The organism is Bacillus sp. SB49, from assembly GCF_000469135.2.
GTDB lineage: Bacteria > Bacillota > Bacilli > Bacillales > Halobacillaceae > Halobacillus.
Genome location: NZ_CP048117.1, coordinates 1781189 through 1805355 on the forward strand (window position 1 = coordinate 1781189; position 24167 = coordinate 1805355).

A 24167-nucleotide genomic window follows, 5' to 3' on the forward strand; every position below is an offset into this window, starting at 1 on the left:
AAGAGGAGGAACCCTTATGAGCGTATCCAATCAGGAGAAAATGCACTATCTGCTGGAACAGATCCAATTTCCTCATGATTTGATTGAGTCTCATTTCAAAGACAGCCGTCTCGAAAAAGTGGTCGTTTATCGGGAAAGGAAAGTATGGCACTTTCATTTTAAACTGCCTAAACCGCTGCCGCCGTCTGTCTATGAATTGTTTACGTCCAAACTTACGAGCGCGTTCCGCGCCATTGCAGAGGTTTCCTGGACGATGGAAACGACAGAAAAAGAATTGACACCATCAGACGTTTTGGAATATTGGCAGGCGTTCATCCGTACTCTGAAGAATTTGACGCCTGGTTACAAAGACTTACTTATGGAACAACAGCCTGAGGTTAACGGAAATAAGATTATGTTAACTTGTAGAAATCTTGCAGAAAGCCACGCGGTCCAAAAGAATCTCGAAGAACCGCTGAAGCAGTTCTGTTCCGTCACAGGGCTTCCGCCATATATGCTGTCGACACGTGTGAAAGAGGAGAAGGAACAAATCAAGAAGTTCCAGGAAGAGCGGCAGAAAGAAGACAAAATTCTTGTGCAGCAAGCGGTTAAAGAACAGGAAGAACGCGCAAAAGAGAAGGATGATACAAAACCGAAAGGGCCGCTTGAAATCGGGTATAAGATTCAGGATGATATTGTGATGATGTCGGACATTCTGGAAGAAGAGAGAAAGCTTGCTGTACAGGGGTACGTGTTTGATGTAGAAGTAAAGGAACTTCGCTCAGGTCGACACCTGCTTCTATTGAAAGTTACGGACTACAGTGATTCCTTCTCCATTAAGATGTTCTCCCGCGGCGATGATCATGCAGAAATGTTCAAGCATGTGGAAAAAGGCATGTGGGTAAAGGCCCGGGGAAGTATCCAGACCGATAATTTCACGAATGAATTGACGATGATGGCTAATGACATCAATGAAGTGAAACCAAATCTCCGCAGAGACGAAGCACCAGAAGGGGAGAAACGGATTGAATTGCATGCGCACACGACGATGAGTGCGATGGACGCTCCTGTTGCTCCTTCCCGTCTCGTCAAACAGGCGGCAGATTGGGGGCATGAGGCGGTAGCCATTACGGATCACGCCGTCGTCCAAGCCTACCCGGATGCCTACGCAGCCGGCCAGAAGAACGGCATAAAAATCCTTTACGGTGTGGAGGCGAATCTCGTTGATGACGGGGTGCCCATTGCTTATGAAGCCCAGGACAGGGTGCTCGAAGACGATGTCTATGTCGTTTTTGACGTAGAGACTACCGGACTGTCTGCCGTATATGATCAGATTATTGAGCTTGCAGGAGTGAAAGTGAAGGGCGGAGAGATCATCGATCGCTTTGAGTCCTTTGCAAACCCTCATCACCCGCTGTCTCAAACGACAATCGATTTAACTGGTATTACGGACGATATGGTAAAGGATGCGCCGGAGATCGGGGACGTCCTGAAGGATTTCCATGAGTGGATGGCAGACGATATTCTCGTCGCCCACAACGCAAGTTTCGATATGGGATTCCTAAATGCAGGGTTCAAGCGTATTGATTATGGAAAAGCAAAGAACCCGGTTATCGATACGCTTGAACTTGCCCGTTTTCTTGTTCCAGAACTTAAGAACCACCGTTTAAATACGTTGTGTAAGAAATTTGATATTGAACTTACTCAGCACCACCGTGCGATTTATGATGCCGAAGCGACCGGTTATCTTTTGTGGAAATTGTTAAAACGTGCGTTTGAAAGAGGAATTACCAACCATAAGAACTTAAACGATTATATGGGGGAAGGGAAAGCTTATCAACGTTCCCGGCCTTTTCATTGTACGCTTCTAGCTCAAAACAGTACTGGTCTTAAGAATATTTACAGGCTCGTATCAGAAGCACATGTTAACTATTTTTACCGTGTACCGCGCATCCCCCGTTCTCTATTGTCTAAATATAGAGAGGGGATTTTGATCGGCTCCGGCTGTGATAAAGGGGAGGTGTTTGAAACGATCATGCAGAAGTCGGAGGAAGAGGCAGAGAAGGTTGCCGAATTCTACGACTACATTGAAATCCAGCCTCCAGGAAACTACAATCACCTGATTGAGAAAGATCTCGTTCAGACAGAAGCGCAGGTGCTGGATATTCTTAAGCGTCTCGTCGCTATGGGAGAAAGACTTGGAAAAACGGTCGTCGCTACAGGGAATACCCACTACCTGGAGCCGCATGAAAAGCAGTACCGGCAGATTCTCGTCTCCTCCCAGAACGGAAATCCTTTGAACCGCCAAACTCTTCCTGAAGTCCATTTCAAGACAACCAACGAGATGATAGAAGAATTGTCGTTTCTAGGTAAGGATAAAGCGAAGGAACTGGTCGTCGACAACACCCATAAAGTATCCGGGTTGATCGAAGATGTGAAACCCGTAAAAGATGACCTGTACACCCCGAATATCGAAGGGGCGGAGCAGGAAATCAGGGAGATGTCTTATAATAAAGCCCGCAGCATTTACGGCGAACAGATACCGGACCTGATTGTTAAGCGTCTGGAAAAAGAACTCGACAGTATTATCGGTAACGGTTTTGCGGTCATTTATTTGATTTCCCAGAAGCTTGTAACGAAATCGCTTGAGGACGGTTATCTAGTGGGATCTCGTGGTTCCGTCGGTTCTTCCTTTGTTGCTACGATGACCGATATTACAGAGGTGAACCCACTCCCGCCTCACTATGTTTGTCCATCCTGTCAATACAATGAATTCTTCACAGATGGTTCTGTGGGGAGTGGATTCGATCTTCCGGAGAAAGAGTGCCCGGAATGTGGTACATCCCTTAAAAAAGACGGTCAGGACATCCCCTTTGAAACGTTCCTTGGTTTCAAAGGGGACAAGGTTCCGGATATTGACTTGAACTTCTCCGGGGAATATCAGCCCCATGCCCACAACTACACGAAAGAGTTGTTTGGCGAGGATAGTGTGTACCGGGCGGGTACGATCGGTACGATTGCGGAGAAGACGGCCTATGGGTACGTGAAAGGCTATGCTGGAGACCATCAGCTTCAATATAAAAATGCAGAGATAGACAGGCTCGTCCAGGGTTGTACAGGTGTCAAAAGGACAAGCGGGCAGCACCCCGGCGGGATCATCGTTGTTCCGGATGATATGGAAATTTATGATTTCTCTCCGATCCAGTATCCGGCGGATGATACGAAATCCGAGTGGAGAACGACCCACTTTGACTTCCACTCCATCCACGACAACTTGCTGAAGCTTGATATTCTCGGGCACGATGATCCGACGGTTATCCGCATGCTTCAGGACTTAAGTGGAATCAATCAGAAGGAAATACCTGTCGACGATCCGGAAGTGATGAAGATTTTCAGCGGACCGGAAGCACTTGGTGTAACAGCAGAACAGATCATGTGTAAGACAGGGACGCTGGGAGTACCGGAATTTGGTACACGCTTCGTCCGGCAGATGCTTGAAGATACGAAACCGAAGACGTTTGCCGAGCTAGTTATTATATCAGGTCTGTCCCACGGGACGGATGTATGGCTTGGAAATGCGGAACAGTTGATTAATGACGGTATTTGTACATTGCCGGAAGTTATCGGGTGCCGGGACGATATCATGGTTTATTTGATGCACAAGGGTCTCGATCCATCTCTTGCTTTTAAAATCATGGAGTTTGTCCGTAAAGGACGGGGGCTTCAGGATGAGTGGATCGAAGAGATGAAGAAACACGGGGTGCCGGACTGGTATATCGACTCCTGTAAAAAGATCAAATACATGTTCCCTAAAGCCCACGCAGCAGCTTATGTCCTGATGGCGGTCCGAATCGCTTACTTCAAGGTTCATTATCCCATTTACTTCTATGCTGCTTACTTTACAGTTAGAGCAAGCGACTTCGAATTGGAAACGATGATGAAAGGAGCGGACGCTATCCGCTCGAGAATCCAGGAGATACAAGGGAAGGGCCTTGACGCAACGCCGAAGGAGAAGAGCTTATTGACTGTTCTTGAGCTTTCCCTTGAGATGGCGGAACGTGGGTATGGGTTTAAGAATGTGGACCTTTACCAATCGAGCGCTACAGACTTTCTAGTAGAAGGAGATTATCTGATCCCGCCATTCAACGCTGTGGACGGACTTGGAACGAATGCCGCGATCAATATTGTAAATGCAAGGAAAGAAGGCGAATTCTTATCCAAACAGGATTTAAGGGAACGCAGCCGTATCTCTAAGACCGTTCTCGAATACTTGGATAACTTTGGCTGTTTGGAAGGGATGCCGGAAGAAAACCAGCTTTCTCTATTCTAATCTTCCTACTTTGTGAGAGCCCGTGTCATTTTCTTCATGTGTTGCATAAATGAAGCATGTATGATATATTTCTAATGGTGAGAAGAGCGATACGAACGGCGGAAGAGTGGGGAAACCCACTCTTTCGTCATATTCCAGGCTCTTGCTTGTGGTTAAACTTCGATGCATCAGGGGCTTGGATGCCCACGAGACGAACCGCTATGATTTATGTCATAGCGGTTTCTCGTGACATTTTACGTATATGCCTGAACCTGCGTAATGCTTTTTAGTCAACTTAGATAAACGGCTATGAAATCTGCAAATCCATGCAATACTAATAGAAGCAAAGCATTGCAATTGAAGGAGGGAAGAACATGAGTAATCATGTCACATCCGTCACTGAACGTCTCGTTCAGCCTATATTGGATGAAATGAATTTGGAGCTTGTCGACGTGGAATACAAGAAAGAAGGACAGAACTGGTATCTGCGAGTCTTCATTGATAAAGAAGGCGGCATCGACATAGAAGAATGCGGACAAGTATCTGAACAGCTGAGTGAGAAATTGGACGAAGAAGATCCAATTGAAATTCCTTACTTTCTAGAAGTCGCATCACCAGGTGCAGAGCGACCGTTGAAAACGGAAGCCGACTTTAAGAAGTACGTCGGGGAATATGTCTATATGAAACTATACGAACCGATTGATGGAGAGAAAGAATTTGAAGGGACACTTAGAGCCTTTGAGGATGGGGTCGCTTCCGTCGAAATCACCATCAAGACGAGAAAGAAACAGTTGGACGTACCATTTGCTAAAATTGCAAAAGCAAATCTGGCTGTCACGTTTAATTAAGGGGGAGAAAACCGTTGAGTAGTGAACTATTTGATGCCATGGATTATCTAGAGAAGGAAAAAGGCATCGACAAAAACCTGTTGCTTGAAGCTTTGGAAGCAGCTTTGATCTCTGCATATAAGAAAAATTTCAATTCTGCAACGAACGTACGTGTGGATATTAATGAGCAGGAAAGTGCCATGAAGGTGCTTGCTCGTAAAGAAATTGTGGAAGAGGTTATGGATCCACAACAGGAGATTTCCTTGGAAGAAGCAAAAGGCATCGATCCTAACTATGAGCTGGAAGATGTCATAGAGCTTGAAGTAACGCCCATGGATTTCGGTCGAATCGCAGCACAGGCTGCGAAGCAGGTGGTAACACAGCGCGTACGGGAAGCAGAACGCGGTATTATTTACGGAGAGTACGTCGATCGCGAAGAAGATGTCATGACAGGTATCATTCAGCGTAAAGACCCGCGTTTCGTTTATGTCAACTTAGGCAAGATCGAAGCCCGTCTCCCTGAGGGAGAGCAGATGCCTACCGAAACTTACGAAGTGCATGACCGCCTCAAGGTGTTCGTCACGAAAGTAGAGAACAGCAACAAGGGTCCTCATATTTATGTGTCAAGAACACACCCAGGACTGCTTAAGCGCCTGTTCGAAATGGAAGTGCCGGAAATCTATGATGGTACGGTCGAAGTTAAATCCGTAGCGCGTGAAGCAGGTGACCGCTCGAAGATCTCTGTTTATGCAGAAGATCAGGAAATCGATCCGGTCGGTTCTTGTGTCGGTCAGCGTGGACAGCGTGTACAGGCAATCGTCAATGAGCTGAAGGGTGAAAAGATCGACATCGTGCAGTGGTCCGAAGATCCTGTAGAATACGTATCCAACGCTCTTAGTCCATCTAAGGTTATCGAAGTCCTCGTAAATGAAGAGGATAAAGCAACGACCGTTATCGTTCCGGATTATCAACTTTCCCTGGCAATCGGTAAGCGCGGGCAGAACGCACGCCTGGCAGCCAAGTTGACAGGATGGAAAATTGATATTAAGAGTGAGAGTGAAGCGCTTGAACAGGGAATCCTGACTAAAGCTTCCTCTGAAGGTGAAGACGCATCTGACCTTGACGAAGATTTGTTTGAAGAATAAGGAGGGGTGGTACGATGACCCATTCCAAGAAACAACCCATGAGAAAGTGCGTCGTGACACAGGAAATGGTGCCGAAACAACAGTTGATCCGGATTGTCCGCAATAAAGAGGGAGAAATTTTTGTTGATGATACCGGTAAGAAGAACGGCCGAGGCGCCTATTTAACGAAAGATCTCGACGTCATAGCAAAGGCGGAAAAGGGCCAGGTGCTCAACCGCCATCTGAAAGCAGATGTCGATGCCGGCATTTATCAACAACTTAAAGATATAGTGCAGGCAGAACGAGCATGAAAAAGCCATATTTGAACTTGCTCGGCATGGCCATGAGAGCCGGTAAATGTACGCTTGGCGAGGAATCCATCGTCCGTGATATCCAGAAAAGACGGGCGAAACTGGTTCTCATTGCAGAAGACATCGGCCCGCAAACGAAAAAGAAGCTCACAGACAAGTGCAGCTTTTATGAAATACCTTGTTATACCGTGGACGATCGCCAAACATTGTCCCAGGCCATCGGAAAGACAGGGAGAGTCGCGATCGCAGTTCTAGAGAAAGGATTCGCTGAGAAATTGCAATCGCTGCTCGATGAATCCATTCGGGGGTGAAAGATTTATGAGTAAAATTCGCGTATACGAATATGCAAAGAAAAATGAACTATCAAGCAAGCAGGTAATTGAGAAACTGCAGAATCTAAATATAGAAGTGAACAACCATATGTCCACATTAGAAGATGGAGCTGCAGAAAAGCTGGATAAGGCTTTCGGCAAAGGGCAGAAAGCTAACAGCTCTAAAGGAAACGCTCCGAAGAACAACAGCAAGAAGCCGAATAATAACAACAAAAACCAGCGTAACAAAGGTCAAAAGCCGGCGCCACAGCAGCAGAGGAAGCCTAAGAAACAGATGCCTGAGAAGATTACGTTCGCAGGCAGCCTGACTGTAGGGGAACTTGCTGATAAACTGAACAAAGATTCTTCTGAAATCATCAAAAAACTTATGTTCCTTGGCGTCATGGCTACGAAAAACCAGGAATTGGACGCGGATACAATTGAGCTTATCTGTACAGAATTTGATGTCGAAGTGGAAGAAGAAATCATCGTTGATGAAACAGATATCGAGAACATGACGTTTGACGATGCACCGGAAGACTTGAAAGAGCGCCCGGCGGTTGTAACGATCATGGGTCACGTTGACCACGGTAAAACGACGCTTCTGGATCAGATTCGTAATACGAAGGTAACCGAAGGCGAAGCCGGAGGAATCACGCAGCACATTGGTGCTTACCAAATTGAAGAAAACGATAAGAAAATTACGTTCCTTGATACCCCTGGTCACGCTGCGTTTACAAGTATGCGTTCCCGCGGTGCACAGGTAACTGACATTGCGATTCTCGTCGTAGCAGCTGATGATGGAGTTATGCCTCAAACAAAAGAAGCAATCAGCCATGCGAAAGCGGCGGAAGTACCAATCATCGTAGCTGTGAACAAGATGGACAAAGAAGGTGCTAATCCTGAGCGCGTGATGCAGGAATTGATGGAATATGAACTCATCGCCGAAGATTTCGGTGGAGAGACGATCTTCGTGAAGATGTCTGCCGTTAAAGGTGAAGGAATCGATGATCTCCTGGAAATGATCGTACTTGTTTCCGAGATGGAAGAATTAAAAGCAAACCCTGAACGTCCGGCATATGGTACTGTAATTGAAGCGGAACTTGACAAAGGCCGTGGGCCGGTTGCGACCCTTCTTGTACAGAACGGTACCCTTAACGTAAGTGACTCTATCGTTGTAGGTAATACGTGGGGACGTGTACGTGCCATGGTCAACGATATCGGCCGCCGAGTTAAAGTTGCTGGTCCATCGACACCTGTTGAAATTACCGGTTTGAACAACGTACCGCAGGCCGGCGACCGCTTCCTGGTTTTTGACGATGAGAAGAAAGCCCGCTCCGTAGGGGAAGCTCGTGCACAAAGACAGCTGGAGGAAAATCGTTCCGCTACAGCTAAAGTCAGCCTTGATGATTTGTTTGAACAGATCAAGCAGGGAGATGTCAAAGAAATCAATTTGATCGTCAAAGGGGACGTGCAAGGTTCTGTCGAAGCACTTGCAGGTTCCTTGGAGAAGATCGAAGTGGAAGGCGTCAAAGTTAAGATCATTCACACAGGTGTAGGTGCAATTACAGAGTCCGATGTGACACTTGCATCCGCATCCAATGCCATCATTATTGGTTTCAATGTCCGTCCAGACGGGAATGCTAGAAAAGCAGCGGAGTCCGAGGATGTAGAAATCCGTCTGCACAATATCATTTACAAAGTGATGGAAGAAATTGAATCAGCGATGAAAGGTATGCTTGATCCGGAGTACGAAGAAAAAATTATCGGTCAGGTGGAAGTTCGTGAAATCTTCAAAGTGTCTAAAATCGGTACAATCGCCGGTTCTTATGTCACAGATGGTAAGATTACACGCCATTCCGGTATCCGCGTCATCCGTGACGGTGTCGTCATTTATGAAGGTGAAATCGATGCATTGAAACGTTTTAAAGATGATGCAAAAGAAGTAGCCCAAGGATATGAGTGTGGAATTACGGTCAAGAATTTCAACGACATTAAAGTCGGAGACATTATTGAACCATACGAAATGCAGGAAATTGAGCGCGCATGATTATAAGCGCAGAAGTGGATGCTTTTATCTATGATGCGCAGTCCTTGAAAGAGAAGCGTGCCGTATTGAAGAGGATTCAGACGAGGCTTCATAATGAGTTTAACATCGCTGTCAGTGAACTGGAGTTCCAGGATCTCTGGCAGCGGACCCGCCTCGGTCTTGTTACGATTGCGAGCAGTAAGAAGGTCGCAGAACAGACGATGCAGCAGGCTCTCTCTTTCATTGATTCATTCCCAGAGATCGAACGTACAGAGACGAATCTGGAATGGCTTTGATGTTTGTGTAGAAGAGGTGAATAAAGATGAACGATTTACGAGCAAGCCGCGTCGGTGAGCAGATGAAAAAAGAGATGAGTGACATCATCTCTAAGAAAATCAAAGATCCGCGCGTAGGCTTTGTAACCGTCACCGAAGTCAAAGTGACGGGTGATTTGCAACAGGCAAAAGTATACATTTCCGTATTGGGAGACGAAAAACAACGGCATGATACCCTTGTTGGCTTAGCAAAAGCGAAAGGCTTCATCCGTTCTGAAATTGGTCAGAGAATTCGACTCCGTAAAACGCCGGAGATCATGTTTGAATTCGATGAAGCGATTGAACGCGGGAATCGTATTGAAACACTCCTCCGTGATTTGGATGATACGGAAAGCTGATAATGGAATCCGTGCTTGTTTAAGCACGGATTTTATCTGTTCTTTTTAATTTCAGGATGGAGGTGGAAGCTATGGATGGAATCTTACCATTATGGAAACCTAAAGGGTTTACATCTCATGACTGCGTCAGTAAAGCGCGTGGTATGTTGAGAATGAAGAAAATCGGCCACACAGGTACGCTTGATCCGGATGTCGAAGGTGTCCTGCCATTGTGCGTTGGAAAGGCGACGAAAATTGTTCCGTTTCTGACGGACACCGACAAAGTATACGAAGCCGTAGTGACCTTGGGGTATTCGACAGATACAGAGGATGCCGGAGGGAATCAGGTGGAAACGCTCAGCGTGGACAAACCGGTGGATAAAACACAAATTAAAGAGACACTTCGGTCTTTCGAAGGAAGAATTACTCAGACTCCTCCGATGTACTCGGCGGTTAAAGTAAACGGCAGGCGGCTCTACGAATACGCAAGAGAAGGAAAAGTTATCGAACGGCCGACGCGTCATGTGACCATTAAGGAAATTGCGCTTACGTCGGTAGATGAATCTGTTCAGAACGGTACTTTCTCGTTCTCCTTCCGCGCTGTATGCTCAAAAGGTACATACATCCGGACTCTCTGCGTGGATATAGGGAAAGCACTCGGATTTCCTGCTCATATGTCTTCTCTGGTACGTACGAAGACAGGAGGCATTGAGAAAGGGGACTGCTACACCTTCGATCAGCTGCAAGAGGCAGCAGATGAAGGAAGAATCAGTGAATTTCTGCTTCCGCTTCAACGGGGCCTTACCCATCTTCCTGTTCTTGAAGTGACAGAAGCAGAGCAGGCAATGATTGCGAACGGAAGAGTACTGGAGGAGCCGGACAATTTCTCAGAAGACGTTTTTGTAGTCTCCCGTTTGGATACGGCGCTGGCCATTTATCAGAAACATCCGGAGAAACCTGGAAAGATCAAGCCTGTCCGGGTATTCTGAAAGAATAGGAAGCAACAATTACAGTAAAGCGCAGGTGAGTTAATGGAAACGTTTCATTTATCGCAGTCATCGCCTGTAGATCCTTTGGAGATCGAGCCGAATGTAACGGCCGTCGGTTTTTTTGACGGTATTCACAAGGGTCATCAGAAGGTTATAAAAGCCGCGGGTAGGAAGGCAGACGAACTTGGTTTGAAGCGAGCGGTCATGACATTTGATCCTCATCCGTCGGTCGTATTGAAAAACAGCGGAAAAAAGGCAAGGTATATCACACCCCTTGGAGAGAAGAAAGCAATCCTTAAAGAAATGGGCATCGACTACCTATTCGTCGTCCGCTTCGACAAGGGGCTCGCTTCTTTGTCTCCACAAGATTTTGTTGAGCACTATTTTGTAGGACTGCATGTAAAACACGTCGTAGCCGGGTTTGATTTTACTTATGGATATAAAGGCGTGGGATCTATGCGTACACTTCCTGACGATGCCAGGGGCCGGTTGACTCATACAGTCATTGAGAAAGTGGAGAAGGATCAAGAGAAAGTCAGCTCCACGCGGATTCGGAAGCTGTTGGATACAGGGGAGGTCAGTGAAGTAGAACGGCTGCTCGGAAGACCCTTCTATATCACAGGGAAAGTTGTCTCCGGTGAAAAACGGAGCAGAACCAGTGGTTATCCGACCGCAGACATACAGGTGGATGAGAGCTTTTACCTTCCGAAACCGGGAGTGTACGCCGTTTCGATCCGTCTTAAAGGGAAGAAGCTGTTGGGTATGGCGAATTTAGAGCAGAAACCGATGTTTTATGATACCCAGCATGTAAGTCTGGAAGTGCATGCTTTTGATTTTCGTGGAGACTGGTACGGTGAATGTCTTGCGGTGTGCTTCCATCAGCGGATCCGCAGCGAGCGTAACTTTTCTGATACGGAGGAGATTGCGGGCCAGCGGAAGCAGGACGAAGCTGAGGTTCGTACATTTTTTAAGAGGAATTGACGGTTTCCCTTGCATTTCACCTGAAAAAAATGTAGTCTTTACTATGGAACCTTCGCTTGGCGGAACGTAGCTCCGACGTCCGCTCGGGGATAGGGAATTCTTAACTATTTATAGGAGGTGTAGCTATAATGGCTATCACAAAACAACGTAAACAAGAACTAATCAATGAGTACAAAACTCATGACAATGACACTGGTTCTCCAGAAGTACAAATCGCTGTACTTACTGAGCAAATCACGACATTGAACGATCACCTGCGTACACACAAGCAGGACCACCACTCTCGCCGTGGATTGCTTAAAATGGTAGGTAAGCGTCGTAACCTATTGAACTACCTACGTAATAAAGACATTACACGTTACCGTGAGTTAATCAAGAGCCTTGGCTTGCGTCGTTAATGGATGGGAAAAAGCGGGAGTATTCCCGCTTTTTCTGTATGTTTACATACAGAAGGGTGTAAACTGTTCATAGCCCCTTAAGTTGAAAATGAGAGTTATTGAGAGGAGTTAAGTTCTTTATGGCAGAAGAAAAACAAGTGTTTTCCATAGATGTCGCCGGTCGTACATTTTCTGTAGAAATCGGTGAATTGGCAAAACAGGCAAATGGTGCGGCACTCGTCCATTACGGTGATACGACAGTCCTGTCTACTGCGACGGGATCCAAAGAGCCGAAGGACCTTCCGTTCTTCCCATTGACTGTGAACTACGAAGAGCGTCTATACGCTGTTGGTAAGATCCCTGGAGGTTTCATTAAACGGGAAGGACGTCCGAGTGACAAAGCAGTCCTTGCATCCCGCTTGATTGACCGTCCAATCCGCCCGCTGTTTCCAGAGGGTTTCCGTAATGATGTACAGGTTATCAGTTCTGTAATGAGTGTCGATCAGGACTGTTCTTCTGAAATGGCAGCGATGCTCGGTTCTTCGATTTCCCTTGGAATTTCCAATATTCCATTTGGCGGGCCGATTGCAGGAGTGATCGTCGGTCGAGTCGAAGGAGAATTCGTCATCAACCCGACTATCGAACAACAGGAGAAAAGTGATATCGATTTAACGGTTGCCGGTACGAAAGATGCGATCAACATGGTTGAAGCCGGTGCGGATGAGGTTGCAGAAGAAGATATGCTTGAAGCAATCATGTTCGGACACGAGGAAATCAAACGTCTGGTAGCATTCCAGGAAGAGATCATTGCAGCGGTCGGCCGTGAGAAAATGGACGTCCAGTTGTTTGACTTAGACGCCGAGCTTAAGAGCAAGGTGGAAGAACAGGCGAAGGATACCATTATACAAGCAATTAAGACGGAAGAGAAGAAAGCCCGTGAGGAAGCAATCGATCAGGCTAAGACAGAAATTCTATCCATCTATGAAGAGCAGGAAGCCGATGAAGATACCTTAAAACAGGTTGCATCGATCCTTGAACATATGGTGAAGACAGAAGTTCGCCGTCTAATTACAAAAGATAAAATCCGTCCGGACGGGCGTGGGGTGGACGAAATCCGTCCGTTGACTTCCCGTGTTGGACTGCTCCCACGGACACACGGTTCCGGATTGTTCACGCGCGGCCAGACACAGGCGCTGAGCGTGGCGACATTAGGGGCACTTGGTGATGTACAGATTCTGGACGGGCTTGACCTTGAAGAATCCAAACGGTTTATGCACCACTACAACTTCCCTAAATTCTCCGTGGGTGAAACAGGACCAATTCGTGGCCCGGGACGACGGGAAATCGGTCATGGTGCACTTGGTGAGCGGGCGTTGGAGAAGGTTATCCCTTCCGAGAAAGACTTCCCGTACACCATCCGCCTCGTATCTGAAGTACTTGAATCCAACGGTTCTACGTCTCAGGCAAGTATTTGTGCAAGTACGCTTGCTATGATGGATGCAGGTGTTCCAATTAAGGCACCAGTGGCAGGTATCGCGATGGGCCTTGTCAAATCAGGCGATGACTATACCATTTTGACAGATATCCAGGGCATGGAAGACGCGCTCGGCGATATGGACTTCAAAGTTGCCGGAACAGCCAAAGGTGTGACAGCCCTGCAAATGGATATTAAAATTGAAGGGTTGTCGAGAGAAATTCTTGACGAAGCTCTCGCTCAGGCGAAAAAAGGCAGAATGGAGATCCTGAACCATATGCTTCAAACAATGCCGGAAACTCGCGGTGAACTTTCTGAGCACGCACCGAAGATCATGACGATGAAGATTAATCCTGATAAGATCCGTGACGTTATAGGACCAAGCGGGAAACAGATTAACCAAATCATTGATGATACCGGAGTGAAGATTGATATCGAGCAGGATGGTACGGTATTCATCTCATCCACCGATGCAGGAATGAACGCAACGGCACGTAAAATCATTGAAGATATCGTCCGTGAAGTGGAAGTCGGAGAAGTCTACGACGGTAAAGTGAAGCGCATCGAGAAATTCGGAGCCTTCGTTGAATTGTTCAAAGGTAAAGAAGGACTTGTCCATATTTCAGAAATGGCGGAAGAAAGAATTGGTAAGGTGGAAGATATCGTATCTCTTGGAGACACCATCCGTGTCAAAGTTAAGGAAATCGATAGTCAGAAACGAATCAACCTTTCCCGTAAAGCCGTTTTGATCGACGAGAAAAAAGATGAAGAAGCGAATGTAAATAAATAATAGTGAGAAGAAGAGCTGGCCCGCCAGTCTCTTTTTTTCCTTTAACAAACAAGTCTAACGTACTCGCATGGATCATATACTGTCTCTAGAGGTGGTTGTCCATGAATAAGAGAACGGTTGGGCTTTTTTTTATTCTGCTGTCATTTTTGGCCGGATTAGTACTTGCCTATTGGACAGTGGAGGAAGTTGTCTCCGTGAATGTGGATGCAGAAGATCCACTATATAAGGAAATAGAAGAGAGAAAATCGAAATACGAGTGGAAGGTGGAAGATGCGCGGATCGATTCTGTCTGGAAGAAGACACCGGGGATTATGGGCAGGAAAGTAAACGTAGAGGCATCCTACAAAAAGATGAAGAAGAAAGGGACGTTTGATTCTGACCTGTTTGTTTATAAACGCATCACACCTAAGGTTTCTCTTGATGATCTCCCTCCTTCCCCCATCTATCGGGGACATCCGGATAAGGAAGCTGTGACCCTTCTCATTAATGTGTCCTGGGGGGAAGAGTATCTGCCGGACATGATTGAGACTCTTTCGGAGCATCAGGTGAAAGCGAACTTCTTTATTGACGGGGCATTCGCAAAAGAATTCACCAATCTTGTTCAAATGATAGAAGAAGAGGGACACACCATCGGAAGTCATGGATATATGCATAAAGATATGGCGAGAATGTCGAAAGAGCAGGCAACAGCCAATTTGGAACAGGCGGATGAGCTTTTATTCGGTTTGACAAAAGAGAACATCACCTATTTCGCCCCTCCTTCCGGCAGCTATTCACAGACGGCTGTGGAAGCAGCGGATGAGATGGGAATGGAAACGATCCTTTGGACCGTAGATACTATAGACTGGAAGAAGCCGACAAAGGATGTGCTGCTTAACAGGGTGCTGGGTAAAGTTCATAACGGAGCTACCATTCTCATGCATCCGACGGAAGTGACGAGAGACAGTCTCGGGGAGCTTATTGAGGGCATTCAGGATAAGGGATACAAGATTACAGCACTGCCTTCATTCTTATCAGAAGAACGTTAGAGGAAGAGGTGCGGTACAGGATGCGCATGAAATCATTGGCTAAAAAGCAGGTCATCGATGTTGATAATGGAGAGAAATTGGGGGTGCTGGGGAAAGCTGATCTTATCATCGATCCCGCATCAGGGACCATCAAATCCCTTGTTATTATGAACCACGGCTTGATCGGCATTGGCACGTCGAAAAAGGAACTGACCATTGAATGGAGTCAGATTAAAACCATTGGGGATGAAACGATCCTTCTCCACAGACGCTGAAGAAAGGATCCAATCATCATCCACCACGGCTTTTTGCTGTGGTGTTTTTTTGTGTTTAAAGCAAATCACTATCTTGGCGTTACGGCATAGGATACAAGGAGATAAGATCATAGAAAGAAGGAGACATCCGTAATGCTAACAGGATATCATGTAGCGGTAATAGGAGGAGATGCCCGGCAGATCGAACTGATCAGGCGCTTGAATGAGTGGGATGCCACGGTGTATTTGGCGGGGTTCGATCAATTAAATGAAAGCTTCAGAGAGGCAGTGGAGCTTGATTTTGAAAGCCAGCAAGCAGAGAAACTCGATGCCGTCATCCTTCCCGTTGCGGGGACGGACGATCAGGGAAGAATTGAGGGGATTTTCTCCAATCAACTCATCGATTTATCGGAAGAATGGTTAAAGCGGACACCGGAGCATTGTCAGATTTTCACCGGAATCACAAACACTTACCTGACTAATCTTGCAAGTCGGGCAGGCCGTAAGCTGGTTCCGCTTATGGACCGGGATGATGTGGCCATTTACAATTCCATTCCCACGGTGGAAGGAACGCTCATGCTCGTCATACAGCATACAGACTTCACGATACACGGATCCAAAGTGATTGTATTTGGTCTGGGACGTGTAGGTGTCGGTCTTGCAAGGACGTTCCATCATCTTGGTGCCGACGTCTCCGTGGGAGTCCGGACCCCGGAAAGTGCAGCAAGAGTATATGAAATGGGTTTAAAACCAATTGATATGAATGATATAACAGATAAAGACATGGGCTGCGATATTCTTTTGAATACGGTACCTCATCCTGTTGTCGATGCTGCCATTATAAAGCAGTTGCCTTCTCATGCGCTCATATTGGATCTTGCTTCCAAACCGGGAGGGACAGATTTCAAATATGCAGATAAACGAGGGATCAAAGCTTTACTTGCACCCGGCCTCCCGGGGATTGTAGCACCGAAAACCGCAGGGAGAATTATAGCAGATGTGGTCCAGAGGCTTCTGGACCACAAAGCGCGGAAGGAGAATGGATGATGACAACATTAAAAGGAAAAGTAATCGGTTTCGGATTGACCGGATCGCACTGCACGTATCACGAAGTGTTTCCTATCATGCAGCAGCTTGTGGATAAGGGTGCGACGGTTATTCCGATATTGTCCTATACCGTCCAGAAAACAGATACAAGATTTGGAGATGCGGAGGACCACCTGAAGAAGGTGGAGGAAATCACCGGGGAAAAACCGATCATGACTATACCGGATGCAGAGCCGCTTGGACCCAAACGCCCGCTTGACTGTATGTTAATCGCTCCTCTTACAGGTAATTCTACAAGTAAACTTGCGAATGCTTTAACAGACTCCCCCGTACTGATGGCGGCAAAAGCAACACTCCGAAACGAAAGTCCTGTAGTGCTGGCAGTCTCAACCAATGATGCCCTCGGATTGAACGGGGTCAACATCATGAGATTGATGGCGACAAAGCATATTTACTTCGTCCCCCTTGGTCAGGATCATCCATTCAAAAAGCCTAATTCTCTCGTGGCTGATATGACGCTTATCCCGGAGACTATTGAAGCGGCCCTCTTAGGGAAACAGCTGCAGCCGGTCTTGATCGAACGCTATCCAAATTAAGTGAAACTTTTCATACAGGTATTCTTGGAAATATGATAAAATAACAAAAATAGTGACATATCTTACTATTCTTACAACAACACACAGAGAGAGGATGCCATTTGATGAGTGAAGCAAAACAATATAATGTAGCCGTAGTCGGCGCGACAGGAGCGGTCGGACAGAAAATGCTCGAAACGCTGGAGGACCGTAACTTTCCAATCAACCAGCTTAAGCTTCTGTCTTCCAGTCGCTCAGCTGGATCGAAAGTGACATTTCAAGGAAACGATTATACGGTGGAGGAGGCGACTCCGGAGAGCTTCGAAGGAATCGATATCGCTTTATTCTCCGCAGGAGGTTCCGTCTCCAAGAAACTGGCACCGGAAGCGGTCAAGCGCGGCGCTGTCGTTGTAGATAATACAAGTGCCTACCGGATGGCGGAAGATGTACCGCTCGTTGTACCGGAAGTGAACGAGAAAGATATTGCTGATCATAAAGGAATTATTGCCAACCCGAATTGTTCCACCATTCAAATGGTTGCTGCACTGGAACCAGTGCGCAAAGCCGTGGGGATGAAGCGTGTGATCGTTTCCACGTATCAAGCGGTTTCCGGTGCTGGAAATGAAGCAGCGGAGGAATTAAGGAATCAGTCCCAGGCATTCCTCGATGATACGGATTTGAAAGCAGACATTCTTCCTGTAAAAGGAGATAAGAAGCATTATCCGATCGCATTCAATGCGTTGCCGCAGATTGACGTGTTCCAGGATAATGGATATACATTCGAAGAAATGAAAATGATCAACGAAACGAAGAAGATCATGCATGCCCCTGAATTATCCGTTGCAGCCACCTGTGTGCGCCTTCCGTTCTTCACTTCCCATGCGGAGAGTGTGTATGTGGAAGTAGAGAAAGACGGCGTCACGGTTGAGGAGATTAAGCAGCTTTTGGCCGATGCACCTGGTATTGTCCTTGAAGATGACCCTGCGACACAGACCTATCCAACACCGCTTTCCGCGGCAGATAAAAGGGATGTGTTCGTCGGAAGAATCAGAAAAGATTTGGACGATGATCGCGGATTCCACCTTTGGGTCGTCTCTGACAACCTGCTTAAGGGAGCGGCATGGAATTCTGTGCAGATCGCAGAATGCTTGATCGCGAACGAGTGGCTGTAAACTCATATAAGTAGAGGTGGCCAAATGAAGCTACTTGTGCAGAAATTTGGTGGAACATCCGTCCGGGATCAGGAAAGCAGATCCCGGGCGATCCATCATGTGAAAAATGCTTTGGACGAAGGCTATAAAGTTGTCATAACAGTGTCAGCTATGGGTAGAAAGGGAAGCCCTTATGCGACGGATACGCTTCTTGGGTTAATCGACTTCCCAAAAACAGAAGTATCATTAAGGGAGCAGGATTTAATGATGTCCTGCGGAGAGACGATTTCCTCCATTGTATTTGCTCATGAACTTTGCAAAGCGGGAATCTCTGCTGTTTCCTTAACCGGAGCTCAGGCTGGAATTACAACCAATGAAGAGTTTACTCGAGCGAAAATTACGCAGATGAACCCGGCACGCCTCCTGCAGACTATGCAGACGAAAGACGTTGTCGTCGTAGCCGGCTTTCAAGGTCAGACGCTTCAAGGAGATGTAACAACCATCGGGCGCGGGGGAAGTGATACAACTGCTGCGGCTCTTGGATCTGCGCTGAAAGCGGATTACATTGATATATTTACCGATGTCGACGGCATTATGACGGCGGACCCGCGGATTGTAAAAGAGGCAAGACCGCTCACAAGCATCACATATAATGAAATCTGCAATCTTGCTTATCAAGGTGCAAAAGTGATACATCCTCGTGCGGTTGAAATCGCTATGCATGCGAAAGTTCCAATCCGGGTGCGATCCACTTATTCGGATTCTCTCGGAACTCTGGTCACAGGTACGAAAGAAGAAAGCTTCGGTCAGGACATCCAGGAAAGGACCGTCACCGGGATTGCTCATATGGACGGTTTAACACAAATCAAAGTACTTTCTAAGAAAGACCCCTCCAAACTCCAATCGGACGTATTTAAATCCATGGCTTCGGCTAATATATCCGTAGACTTCATAAATATATCTCCAATTGGTGTCCTTTACACCATAAACCATTTGTACACAGAAAAAGCCGTAGATATCCTAACAGATCTGGGGTATGACCCTGTCATTCGCAGACAGTGTGCAAAAGTCTCCGCCGTAGGCGCCGGAATTACAGGTATTCCGGGTGTAACCGCACAAATCGTGCAATCTTTAACCGATCAGGGCATTCCCATTCTGCAGTCTGCTGATTCCCATACGACTATCTGGGTGCTGGTGAGAGAAGAAGACTTGATTCCTGCCGTCAACGCGCTGCATGAAACCTTCCAATTGAATTCTAGAGCGAAGAATGGGGCGAACCTATCATGAATTTCGGAAAAGTGCTGACAGCAATGGTTACTCCTTTTGACAAAGGTGGGGAACTTGATTTAAAACGCACGACAGAGTTAGTGGAATACCTGCTTGCAAACGGTTCGGACGGTTTAGTTGTTACTGGGACGACGGGGGAGTCACCGACACTCTCTGCTGATGAGAAAGTGACTCTGTGGACCCACGTCGTTCAAGTGGCAGGAGGCCGTGCTCCTGTCATTGCCGGAGCAGGAAGCAATAATACACGTGAATCGGTGGAACTTTCCAAACGTGCCGAACAAACAGGGGTGGATGCTGTGATGGTCGTTGCCCCTTACTATAATAAGCCGAATCAGCAGGGGCTGCTTCGTCATTTCCAAGCGGTTGCGGGTGCCGTCCGTCTGCCTGTGATGATCTACAATGTCCCGGGAAGGTCTTCTGTTACCATTGCTCCGGAAACTATCATCGAACTGTCTCAAACGGACAACATCGTGTCAGTAAAAGAAGCAACAGGAAACCTGGACGGAATGGCTCAAATAATTGAAAATACGAGAAGTGACTTTTCGCTTTACAGTGGTGATGATCATTTGACACTCCCAGCTTATGCGATCGGTGCGAATGGTATCATAAGTGTATCTTCCCATATCATTGGTTCAGAAATGCAGCAGATGCTGCAATTATTTGAAAAAGGGGATTATAAGGCAGCGGCGTCTCTCCACAGAAAACTTCTTCCCGTATTCCAAGCGGTTTTCTGCGCGCCTTCGCCTGCACCGGTGAAAGCCGCCCTCAAGAAAAAGGGGATGGACACGGGAGGGATGAGGCTTCCTCTTGTACCTCTCAGCCTGGATGAAGATGCTCTTATCGAAGCGATCATCCGTAAGTTTCCTTAATAGCACATACATCCGCCCTTCCTTCTTGTTACTGAAGGAAGGGCGGTTTTTTTCGACGCGCAGGTTCTTTGAATTGCAGCATGGTAAATCAAAGGATATGCCTGTATGATTCCAATGTGTTTAAGTCATACTACGGGAAAAGAAGAAAAGGGGTCTGATCATACCATGAACGAAGATACGCCCAAAGAAAAAGAAGCCAAACCACAGTCTTCTCTCGTAGATAAAATACAACAGCTGGGTCAGAGCAACGTGCCACAGCCCGGTGATTCCAACATTCACGTCCTGCCTATTATCGGTCAGGTGGAAGGGCATGTGCAGCTGCCACAGCAAAATAAGACAACAAAGTATGAACATTTAATACCTCAGCTGATTGCGATTGAACAAAACCCGAAAATTGAAGGATTAGTTGTCTTGTTAAACACAGTAGGCGGGGATGTCGAAGCTGGCCTTGCCATATCGGAAATGATTGCATCACTGTCTAAACCGACCGTTTCCATCGTCCTTGGGGGCGGGCATTCCATTGGTGTTCCGATCGCCGTATCATCGAATTATTCTTTTATTGCAGAGACGGCGACGATGACTATTCATCCCATCCGTATGACTGGTCTCGTCATTGGTGTCCCGCAAACCTTCGAGTATATGGATAAGATGCAGGATCGTGTCATCAATTTCGTAACGAGGCATTCCAACATTGAAGAAGAGAAATTCAAGGAACTCATGTTCGAAAAAGGCAATCTGACCAGGGATATCGGAACGAACATCGTAGGGAGACAAGCAGTGGAAGCAGGCTTGATCGATGCCGTCGGCGGCGTGAAAGAAGCGATGGGGAAGCTGAATGAGATGATCGAAGCGAACAAAGATACAGGAGAGCAGGTCGTCCAATGAGTATCCTTTACACGCCGCTCAGCGAACAGGACATTTTCCCTCCGGAGAACGAGGCTTATCAAGTGATTCTCCATCAACATGAGAAGTGCCCGTTAAAATGTGCGAAGACGCCGGATGGAAAGAAGCAGATCATGCAGATTCTATCCACAGATCCTGCTCATTATATGGATCCTGAGCTCCAGCCGGGACAATGGTTGGACTCGTAACACTACACCGCCCTATGGTATAATTAGGATAGCTGAAAGAAAAAAAGGATGCCGCTGTCATCTTCTTGGATGGGGAAGAAGAACAGCAGGCATCCTTCTCCTTTCAGCTTAGGGAGGTGGAATCGGAATGGCAAGAAAACGAAAAAAGAAAAAGAAACAGACGAATTTCAAAAGTCAAATAAAATTTGAATTACTCGGACTCTGTTTCCTGTTCCTGGCCGTGATTGGCAGCGGTGCTGCAGCAATTAGTGACGGTGCAGTTCCTGGAGGTCTCGAGCATTTATGGCAGTTCTTCTTCGGCGTATGGTATTTTATCGTATCCTTATTTTTCCTTGTTGTCGGTATTTATCTCATGGTAAAACGCAAATGGCCGACCTTTTTACATAGACGATTAGCTGGTATGTATATCCTTTTGATATCTCTTTTACTGTTTACGCACTTAGAAACATTGTCCGCGGAGCTCGGATCCGGCAATGGCTCCATTCTCTCCATGACGTGGGAGCGGCTTACAGCTATGATGAGAGGGGAAGCCTCCTTTTACACGGTCGGAGGAGGTCTCATTGGAGCAGTTCTCTTATCGATAACCTATTATCTGTTCTCCGGTGTAGGGACAGCGATTGCCGCTTTTTTCTTATTCATCGTAGGACTTATATTTGTAAGTGAATGGTCGATCGGCGAATTTTTCTCGAAGCTCGGCAAGAAACTGAAGGTAATTGGCAAAGACCAGGTAGAGCGTTTGAAACAGGCAAAAGAGGAGAAAAAATCTCTTCCTGTGAAAGAGAAAGAAGATGTTGAGGAAACCGTAGTTTATGAAATGAATGAAGAGAAAGACGAACCGGAAGAGTTGGAGACTTCGGAGGAGCCTATCATACAGGACTTTACAGAACATGCACGGAAGACGGATAAGCCATCTTCTGAAAGCAAACCAGCAAAAGACCCGGATGATGTCCAATTGGAAACCTCCATGCCGACCGCAGAGCTTGAGAATGTTGATTATCAGCTTCCGAGTCTTGAATTGCTGGACGAACCTAGTTCCACGCCACAGACACAGGGAAGATCTCATATCCAAGCGACTGTGAAAAAACTTGAGAAAACGTTCCACAGCTTCGGGGTCAAGGCAAAGGTGACTAAAGTTCACGTCGGACCTGCCGTGACGAAATATGAAGTCTACCCGGATGTTGGGGTAAAGGTTAGTAAGATTGTTAATTTAAACGACGATCTCGCCCTTGCCCTTGCCGCCAAGGACATTCGGATAGAGGCGCCGATCCCGGGTAAATCGGCCGTCGGTATCGAAGTACCGAATAAAGAAGTTTCGATGGTCTCCTTGAGAGAAGTGCTGGAGACAGGGAAGTCGAAGCCTGAATCCAAGCTGAGCTTCGCCCTTGGAAGGGACATTTCTGGAGAAGCAGTCATGTCTGAATTAAACAAGATGCCTCACCTGCTCGTAGCCGGGGCGACCGGAAGCGGTAAGAGTGTCTGCATCAATGGGATCATTACGAGTATCCTCATGCGTGCCAAGCCTCATGAAGTGAAAATGATGATGATTGATCCGAAGAAGGTGGAGCTCAACGTTTATAATGGTATACCGCATCTTCTGGCTCCTGTTGTTACGGATCCGAAAAAGGCATCCAGAGCGCTGAAAAAAGTGGTGGCCGAAATGGAAAGAAGGTACGACCTCTTCTCTGATTCTGCAACGAGAAATATCGAAGGCTATAACGAATACATCCGAAGGCAGAACCAGAATGCAGAAGAAGAACAGCCGCAGCTTCCATATATCGTCGTACTCGTAGATGAGCTGGCCGACCTCATGATGGTCGCCTCCAACGAAGTGGAGGATGCAATCACAAGACTTGCCCAGATGGCAAGGGCGGCTGGCATCCATTTGATCATTGCAACGCAGCGTCCTTCTGTCGACGTTATCACCGGCGTCATCAAGGCGAACATCCCATCTCGAATCGCGTTCAGTGTATCGTCTCAAACAGACTCTCGGACCATTTTGGATTCCGGAGGAGCAGAGAAGCTGCTTGGTAGAGGAGACATGCTCTTTACCCCTGTCGGTTCAAACAAACCGACACGAGTGCAGGGTGCTTTTTTATCGGATGATGAAGTGGAGCGGGTCGTCGGCTTTTGTGTGGAACAACAGAAGGCTCAATACCAGGATGAAATGATTCCGGAAGAAGAAAGCGAAGTGAAGCAGGAAGTGGACGATGATTTGTATCCGGAAGCCGTCCAAATGGTTATAGAAATGCAGAGTGCCAGTGTTTCTATGATTCAGAGACGTTTCCGCGTCGGCTATACACGTGCCGCGCGGCTGATCGATGCAATGGAAGACAATGGCATCGTCGGTCCTTACGAAGGAAGTAAACCAAGAGCTGTCCTCGTAAGCCAGTCAACAGAAGAACAACATACTTCCTGAGCAAAGGAGCTGCTGCCCGTCAGTAGCTCCTTTTTTAGTTGCAAAAGGAAGATAATTCCATGAAACCAAAAGTCGAATTAGGATGGAACATTATCCCATTAGTATGTAACAAGGGAAAAACCAGAATATCCAATGATTTGACGCGTTAATCCACTGCTGTAGGGAAATGGGCCCGGTACACGGGGGCTATATAATTATCTCTAATCAAAACCCTTTGATATCAAGGTTTCACAGAAGATGCTGTCGTAAAATTCACAAAAATGGGGAAATTGTATTTATTTATTCCTTGTATAGTGTTATATTATTGTAAAAATATG

At 46.7% G+C, this 24167-nt stretch carries 22 protein-coding genes; all 22 read left to right on the forward strand.

The annotated features are described in order from the left end of the window. Window positions 1–16: 16 nt before the first annotated feature. The gene (locus tag M662_RS09385; protein WP_026577454.1) at window positions 17–4309 is read left to right on the forward strand and encodes a PolC-type DNA polymerase III; all 4293 of its coding nucleotides are present in this window, start codon (window positions 17–19) and stop codon (window positions 4307–4309) included. Window positions 4310–4662: 353 nt separating this feature from the next. After that, on the forward strand, window positions 4663–5136 hold the full coding sequence (gene rimP / locus M662_RS09390; RefSeq protein ID WP_026577453.1) for a ribosome maturation factor RimP: 474 nt from the start codon (window positions 4663–4665) through the stop codon (window positions 5134–5136). Between the two features lie 14 nt (window positions 5137–5150). Next, a complete protein-coding gene (gene nusA, locus M662_RS09395) occupies window positions 5151–6260 on the forward strand; it encodes a transcription termination factor NusA (protein WP_008639616.1) in 1110 nt (369 codons plus the stop codon). Between the two features lie 14 nt (window positions 6261–6274). After that, window positions 6275–6550 (forward strand): RNase P modulator RnpM, encoded by a 276-nt coding sequence (gene rnpM / locus M662_RS09400; protein ID WP_008639618.1) that lies wholly within the window; start codon window positions 6275–6277, stop codon window positions 6548–6550. After that, window positions 6547–6861, forward strand: coding sequence for a YlxQ family RNA-binding protein (locus M662_RS09405; RefSeq protein ID WP_026577452.1), 315 nt, complete (start codon window positions 6547–6549; stop codon window positions 6859–6861). Before rnpM ends, M662_RS09405 begins: the two co-directional genes overlap by 4 nt. Window positions 6862–6868: 7 nt before the next feature. Then, complete coding sequence (gene infB, locus M662_RS09410; RefSeq protein WP_008639622.1) at window positions 6869–8911, forward strand: translation initiation factor IF-2; 2043 nt, start codon at window positions 6869–6871, stop codon at window positions 8909–8911. After that, entirely contained in the window at window positions 8908–9186 is a 279-nt protein-coding gene (locus M662_RS09415) for a DUF503 domain-containing protein (RefSeq protein WP_008639623.1), read from the forward strand. Before infB ends, M662_RS09415 begins: the two co-directional genes overlap by 4 nt. Window positions 9187–9212: 26 nt before the next feature. After that, window positions 9213–9563, forward strand: coding sequence for a 30S ribosome-binding factor RbfA (rbfA, locus tag M662_RS09420; RefSeq protein ID WP_008639624.1), 351 nt, complete (start codon window positions 9213–9215; stop codon window positions 9561–9563). Between the two features lie 71 nt (window positions 9564–9634). Further along, window positions 9635–10531, forward strand: coding sequence for a tRNA pseudouridine(55) synthase TruB (gene truB / locus M662_RS09425; RefSeq protein ID WP_008639625.1), 897 nt, complete (start codon window positions 9635–9637; stop codon window positions 10529–10531). A gap of 42 nt (window positions 10532–10573) precedes the next feature. Further along, entirely contained in the window at window positions 10574–11512 is a 939-nt protein-coding gene (gene ribF / locus M662_RS09430; RefSeq protein WP_026577451.1) for a riboflavin biosynthesis protein RibF, read from the forward strand. A 128-nt stretch (window positions 11513–11640) separates the two neighbouring features. Continuing rightward, the gene (rpsO, locus tag M662_RS09435; RefSeq protein WP_008639627.1) at window positions 11641–11910 is read left to right on the forward strand and encodes a 30S ribosomal protein S15; all 270 of its coding nucleotides are present in this window, start codon (window positions 11641–11643) and stop codon (window positions 11908–11910) included. A 119-nt stretch (window positions 11911–12029) separates the two neighbouring features. After that, on the forward strand, window positions 12030–14153 hold the full coding sequence (gene pnp / locus M662_RS09440) for a polyribonucleotide nucleotidyltransferase (protein WP_026577450.1): 2124 nt from the start codon (window positions 12030–12032) through the stop codon (window positions 14151–14153). 101 nt (window positions 14154–14254) lie between these two features. Beyond that, window positions 14255–15181, forward strand: a complete 927-nt coding sequence (locus M662_RS09445; RefSeq protein ID WP_026577449.1) for a polysaccharide deacetylase family protein — start codon at window positions 14255–14257, stop codon at window positions 15179–15181. A 20-nt stretch (window positions 15182–15201) separates the two neighbouring features. Next, complete coding sequence (locus M662_RS09450; protein WP_008639630.1) at window positions 15202–15435, forward strand: YlmC/YmxH family sporulation protein; 234 nt, start codon at window positions 15202–15204, stop codon at window positions 15433–15435. A 132-nt stretch (window positions 15436–15567) separates the two neighbouring features. Next, complete coding sequence (gene dpaA / locus M662_RS09455) at window positions 15568–16461, forward strand: dipicolinic acid synthetase subunit A (protein WP_026577448.1); 894 nt, start codon at window positions 15568–15570, stop codon at window positions 16459–16461. Further along, window positions 16458–17057: a dipicolinate synthase subunit B gene (locus tag M662_RS09460; RefSeq protein WP_026577447.1), complete on the forward strand. Its 600-nt coding sequence runs from the start codon at window positions 16458–16460 to the stop codon at window positions 17055–17057. The genes dpaA and M662_RS09460 overlap by 4 nt, the downstream gene beginning before the upstream one ends. Window positions 17058–17161: 104 nt before the next feature. Continuing rightward, on the forward strand, window positions 17162–18208 hold the full coding sequence (gene asd, locus M662_RS09465) for an aspartate-semialdehyde dehydrogenase (RefSeq protein ID WP_008640047.1): 1047 nt from the start codon (window positions 17162–17164) through the stop codon (window positions 18206–18208). 24 nt (window positions 18209–18232) lie between these two features. Further along, complete coding sequence (gene dapG / locus M662_RS09470; RefSeq protein ID WP_008640049.1) at window positions 18233–19474, forward strand: aspartate kinase; 1242 nt, start codon at window positions 18233–18235, stop codon at window positions 19472–19474. After that, complete coding sequence (gene dapA / locus M662_RS09475) at window positions 19471–20343, forward strand: 4-hydroxy-tetrahydrodipicolinate synthase (protein ID WP_081694878.1); 873 nt, start codon at window positions 19471–19473, stop codon at window positions 20341–20343. Before dapG ends, dapA begins: the two co-directional genes overlap by 4 nt. 165 nt (window positions 20344–20508) lie before the next feature. Continuing rightward, window positions 20509–21228 (forward strand): ClpP family protease, encoded by a 720-nt coding sequence (locus tag M662_RS09480; RefSeq protein WP_026577445.1) that lies wholly within the window; start codon window positions 20509–20511, stop codon window positions 21226–21228. Continuing rightward, window positions 21225–21434: a YlzJ-like family protein gene (locus tag M662_RS09485; RefSeq protein ID WP_008640054.1), complete on the forward strand. Its 210-nt coding sequence runs from the start codon at window positions 21225–21227 to the stop codon at window positions 21432–21434. Before M662_RS09480 ends, M662_RS09485 begins: the two co-directional genes overlap by 4 nt. A 127-nt stretch (window positions 21435–21561) precedes the next feature. Then, window positions 21562–23850: a DNA translocase FtsK gene (locus tag M662_RS09490; RefSeq protein WP_008640055.1), complete on the forward strand. Its 2289-nt coding sequence runs from the start codon at window positions 21562–21564 to the stop codon at window positions 23848–23850. Window positions 23851–24167: the final 317 nt, after the last annotated feature.

What these genes read in the sequence shown, in the direction of transcription:
- M662_RS09460 (WP_026577447.1), top strand. Translation starts at nt 16,458, where the DNA reads ATGATGACAACATTAAAAGGAAAAGTAATCGGTTTCGGATTGACCGGA.
- pnp (WP_026577450.1), top strand. Translation starts at nt 12,030, where the DNA reads ATGGCAGAAGAAAAACAAGTGTTTTCCATAGATGTCGCCGGTCGTACA.
- ribF (WP_026577451.1), top strand. Translation starts at nt 10,574, where the DNA reads ATGGAAACGTTTCATTTATCGCAGTCATCGCCTGTAGATCCTTTGGAG.
- M662_RS09490 (WP_008640055.1), top strand. Translation starts at nt 21,562, where the DNA reads ATGGCAAGAAAACGAAAAAAGAAAAAGAAACAGACGAATTTCAAAAGT.
- rbfA (WP_008639624.1), top strand. Translation starts at nt 9,213, where the DNA reads ATGAACGATTTACGAGCAAGCCGCGTCGGTGAGCAGATGAAAAAAGAG.
- infB (WP_008639622.1), top strand. Translation starts at nt 6,869, where the DNA reads ATGAGTAAAATTCGCGTATACGAATATGCAAAGAAAAATGAACTATCA.
- rimP (WP_026577453.1), top strand. Translation starts at nt 4,663, where the DNA reads ATGAGTAATCATGTCACATCCGTCACTGAACGTCTCGTTCAGCCTATA.
- M662_RS09450 (WP_008639630.1), top strand. Translation starts at nt 15,202, where the DNA reads ATGCGCATGAAATCATTGGCTAAAAAGCAGGTCATCGATGTTGATAAT.
- M662_RS09480 (WP_026577445.1), top strand. Translation starts at nt 20,509, where the DNA reads ATGAACGAAGATACGCCCAAAGAAAAAGAAGCCAAACCACAGTCTTCT.
- truB (WP_008639625.1), top strand. Translation starts at nt 9,635, where the DNA reads ATGGATGGAATCTTACCATTATGGAAACCTAAAGGGTTTACATCTCAT.
- M662_RS09405 (WP_026577452.1), top strand. Translation starts at nt 6,547, where the DNA reads ATGAAAAAGCCATATTTGAACTTGCTCGGCATGGCCATGAGAGCCGGT.
- dapG (WP_008640049.1), top strand. Translation starts at nt 18,233, where the DNA reads ATGAAGCTACTTGTGCAGAAATTTGGTGGAACATCCGTCCGGGATCAG.
- rpsO (WP_008639627.1), top strand. Translation starts at nt 11,641, where the DNA reads ATGGCTATCACAAAACAACGTAAACAAGAACTAATCAATGAGTACAAA.
- asd (WP_008640047.1), top strand. Translation starts at nt 17,162, where the DNA reads ATGAGTGAAGCAAAACAATATAATGTAGCCGTAGTCGGCGCGACAGGA.
- dpaA (WP_026577448.1), top strand. Translation starts at nt 15,568, where the DNA reads ATGCTAACAGGATATCATGTAGCGGTAATAGGAGGAGATGCCCGGCAG.
- M662_RS09485 (WP_008640054.1), top strand. Translation starts at nt 21,225, where the DNA reads ATGAGTATCCTTTACACGCCGCTCAGCGAACAGGACATTTTCCCTCCG.
- dapA (WP_081694878.1), top strand. Translation starts at nt 19,471, where the DNA reads ATGAATTTCGGAAAAGTGCTGACAGCAATGGTTACTCCTTTTGACAAA.
- M662_RS09445 (WP_026577449.1), top strand. Translation starts at nt 14,255, where the DNA reads ATGAATAAGAGAACGGTTGGGCTTTTTTTTATTCTGCTGTCATTTTTG.
- M662_RS09415 (WP_008639623.1), top strand. Translation starts at nt 8,908, where the DNA reads ATGATTATAAGCGCAGAAGTGGATGCTTTTATCTATGATGCGCAGTCC.
- rnpM (WP_008639618.1), top strand. Translation starts at nt 6,275, where the DNA reads ATGACCCATTCCAAGAAACAACCCATGAGAAAGTGCGTCGTGACACAG.
- M662_RS09385 (WP_026577454.1), top strand. Translation starts at nt 17, where the DNA reads ATGAGCGTATCCAATCAGGAGAAAATGCACTATCTGCTGGAACAGATC.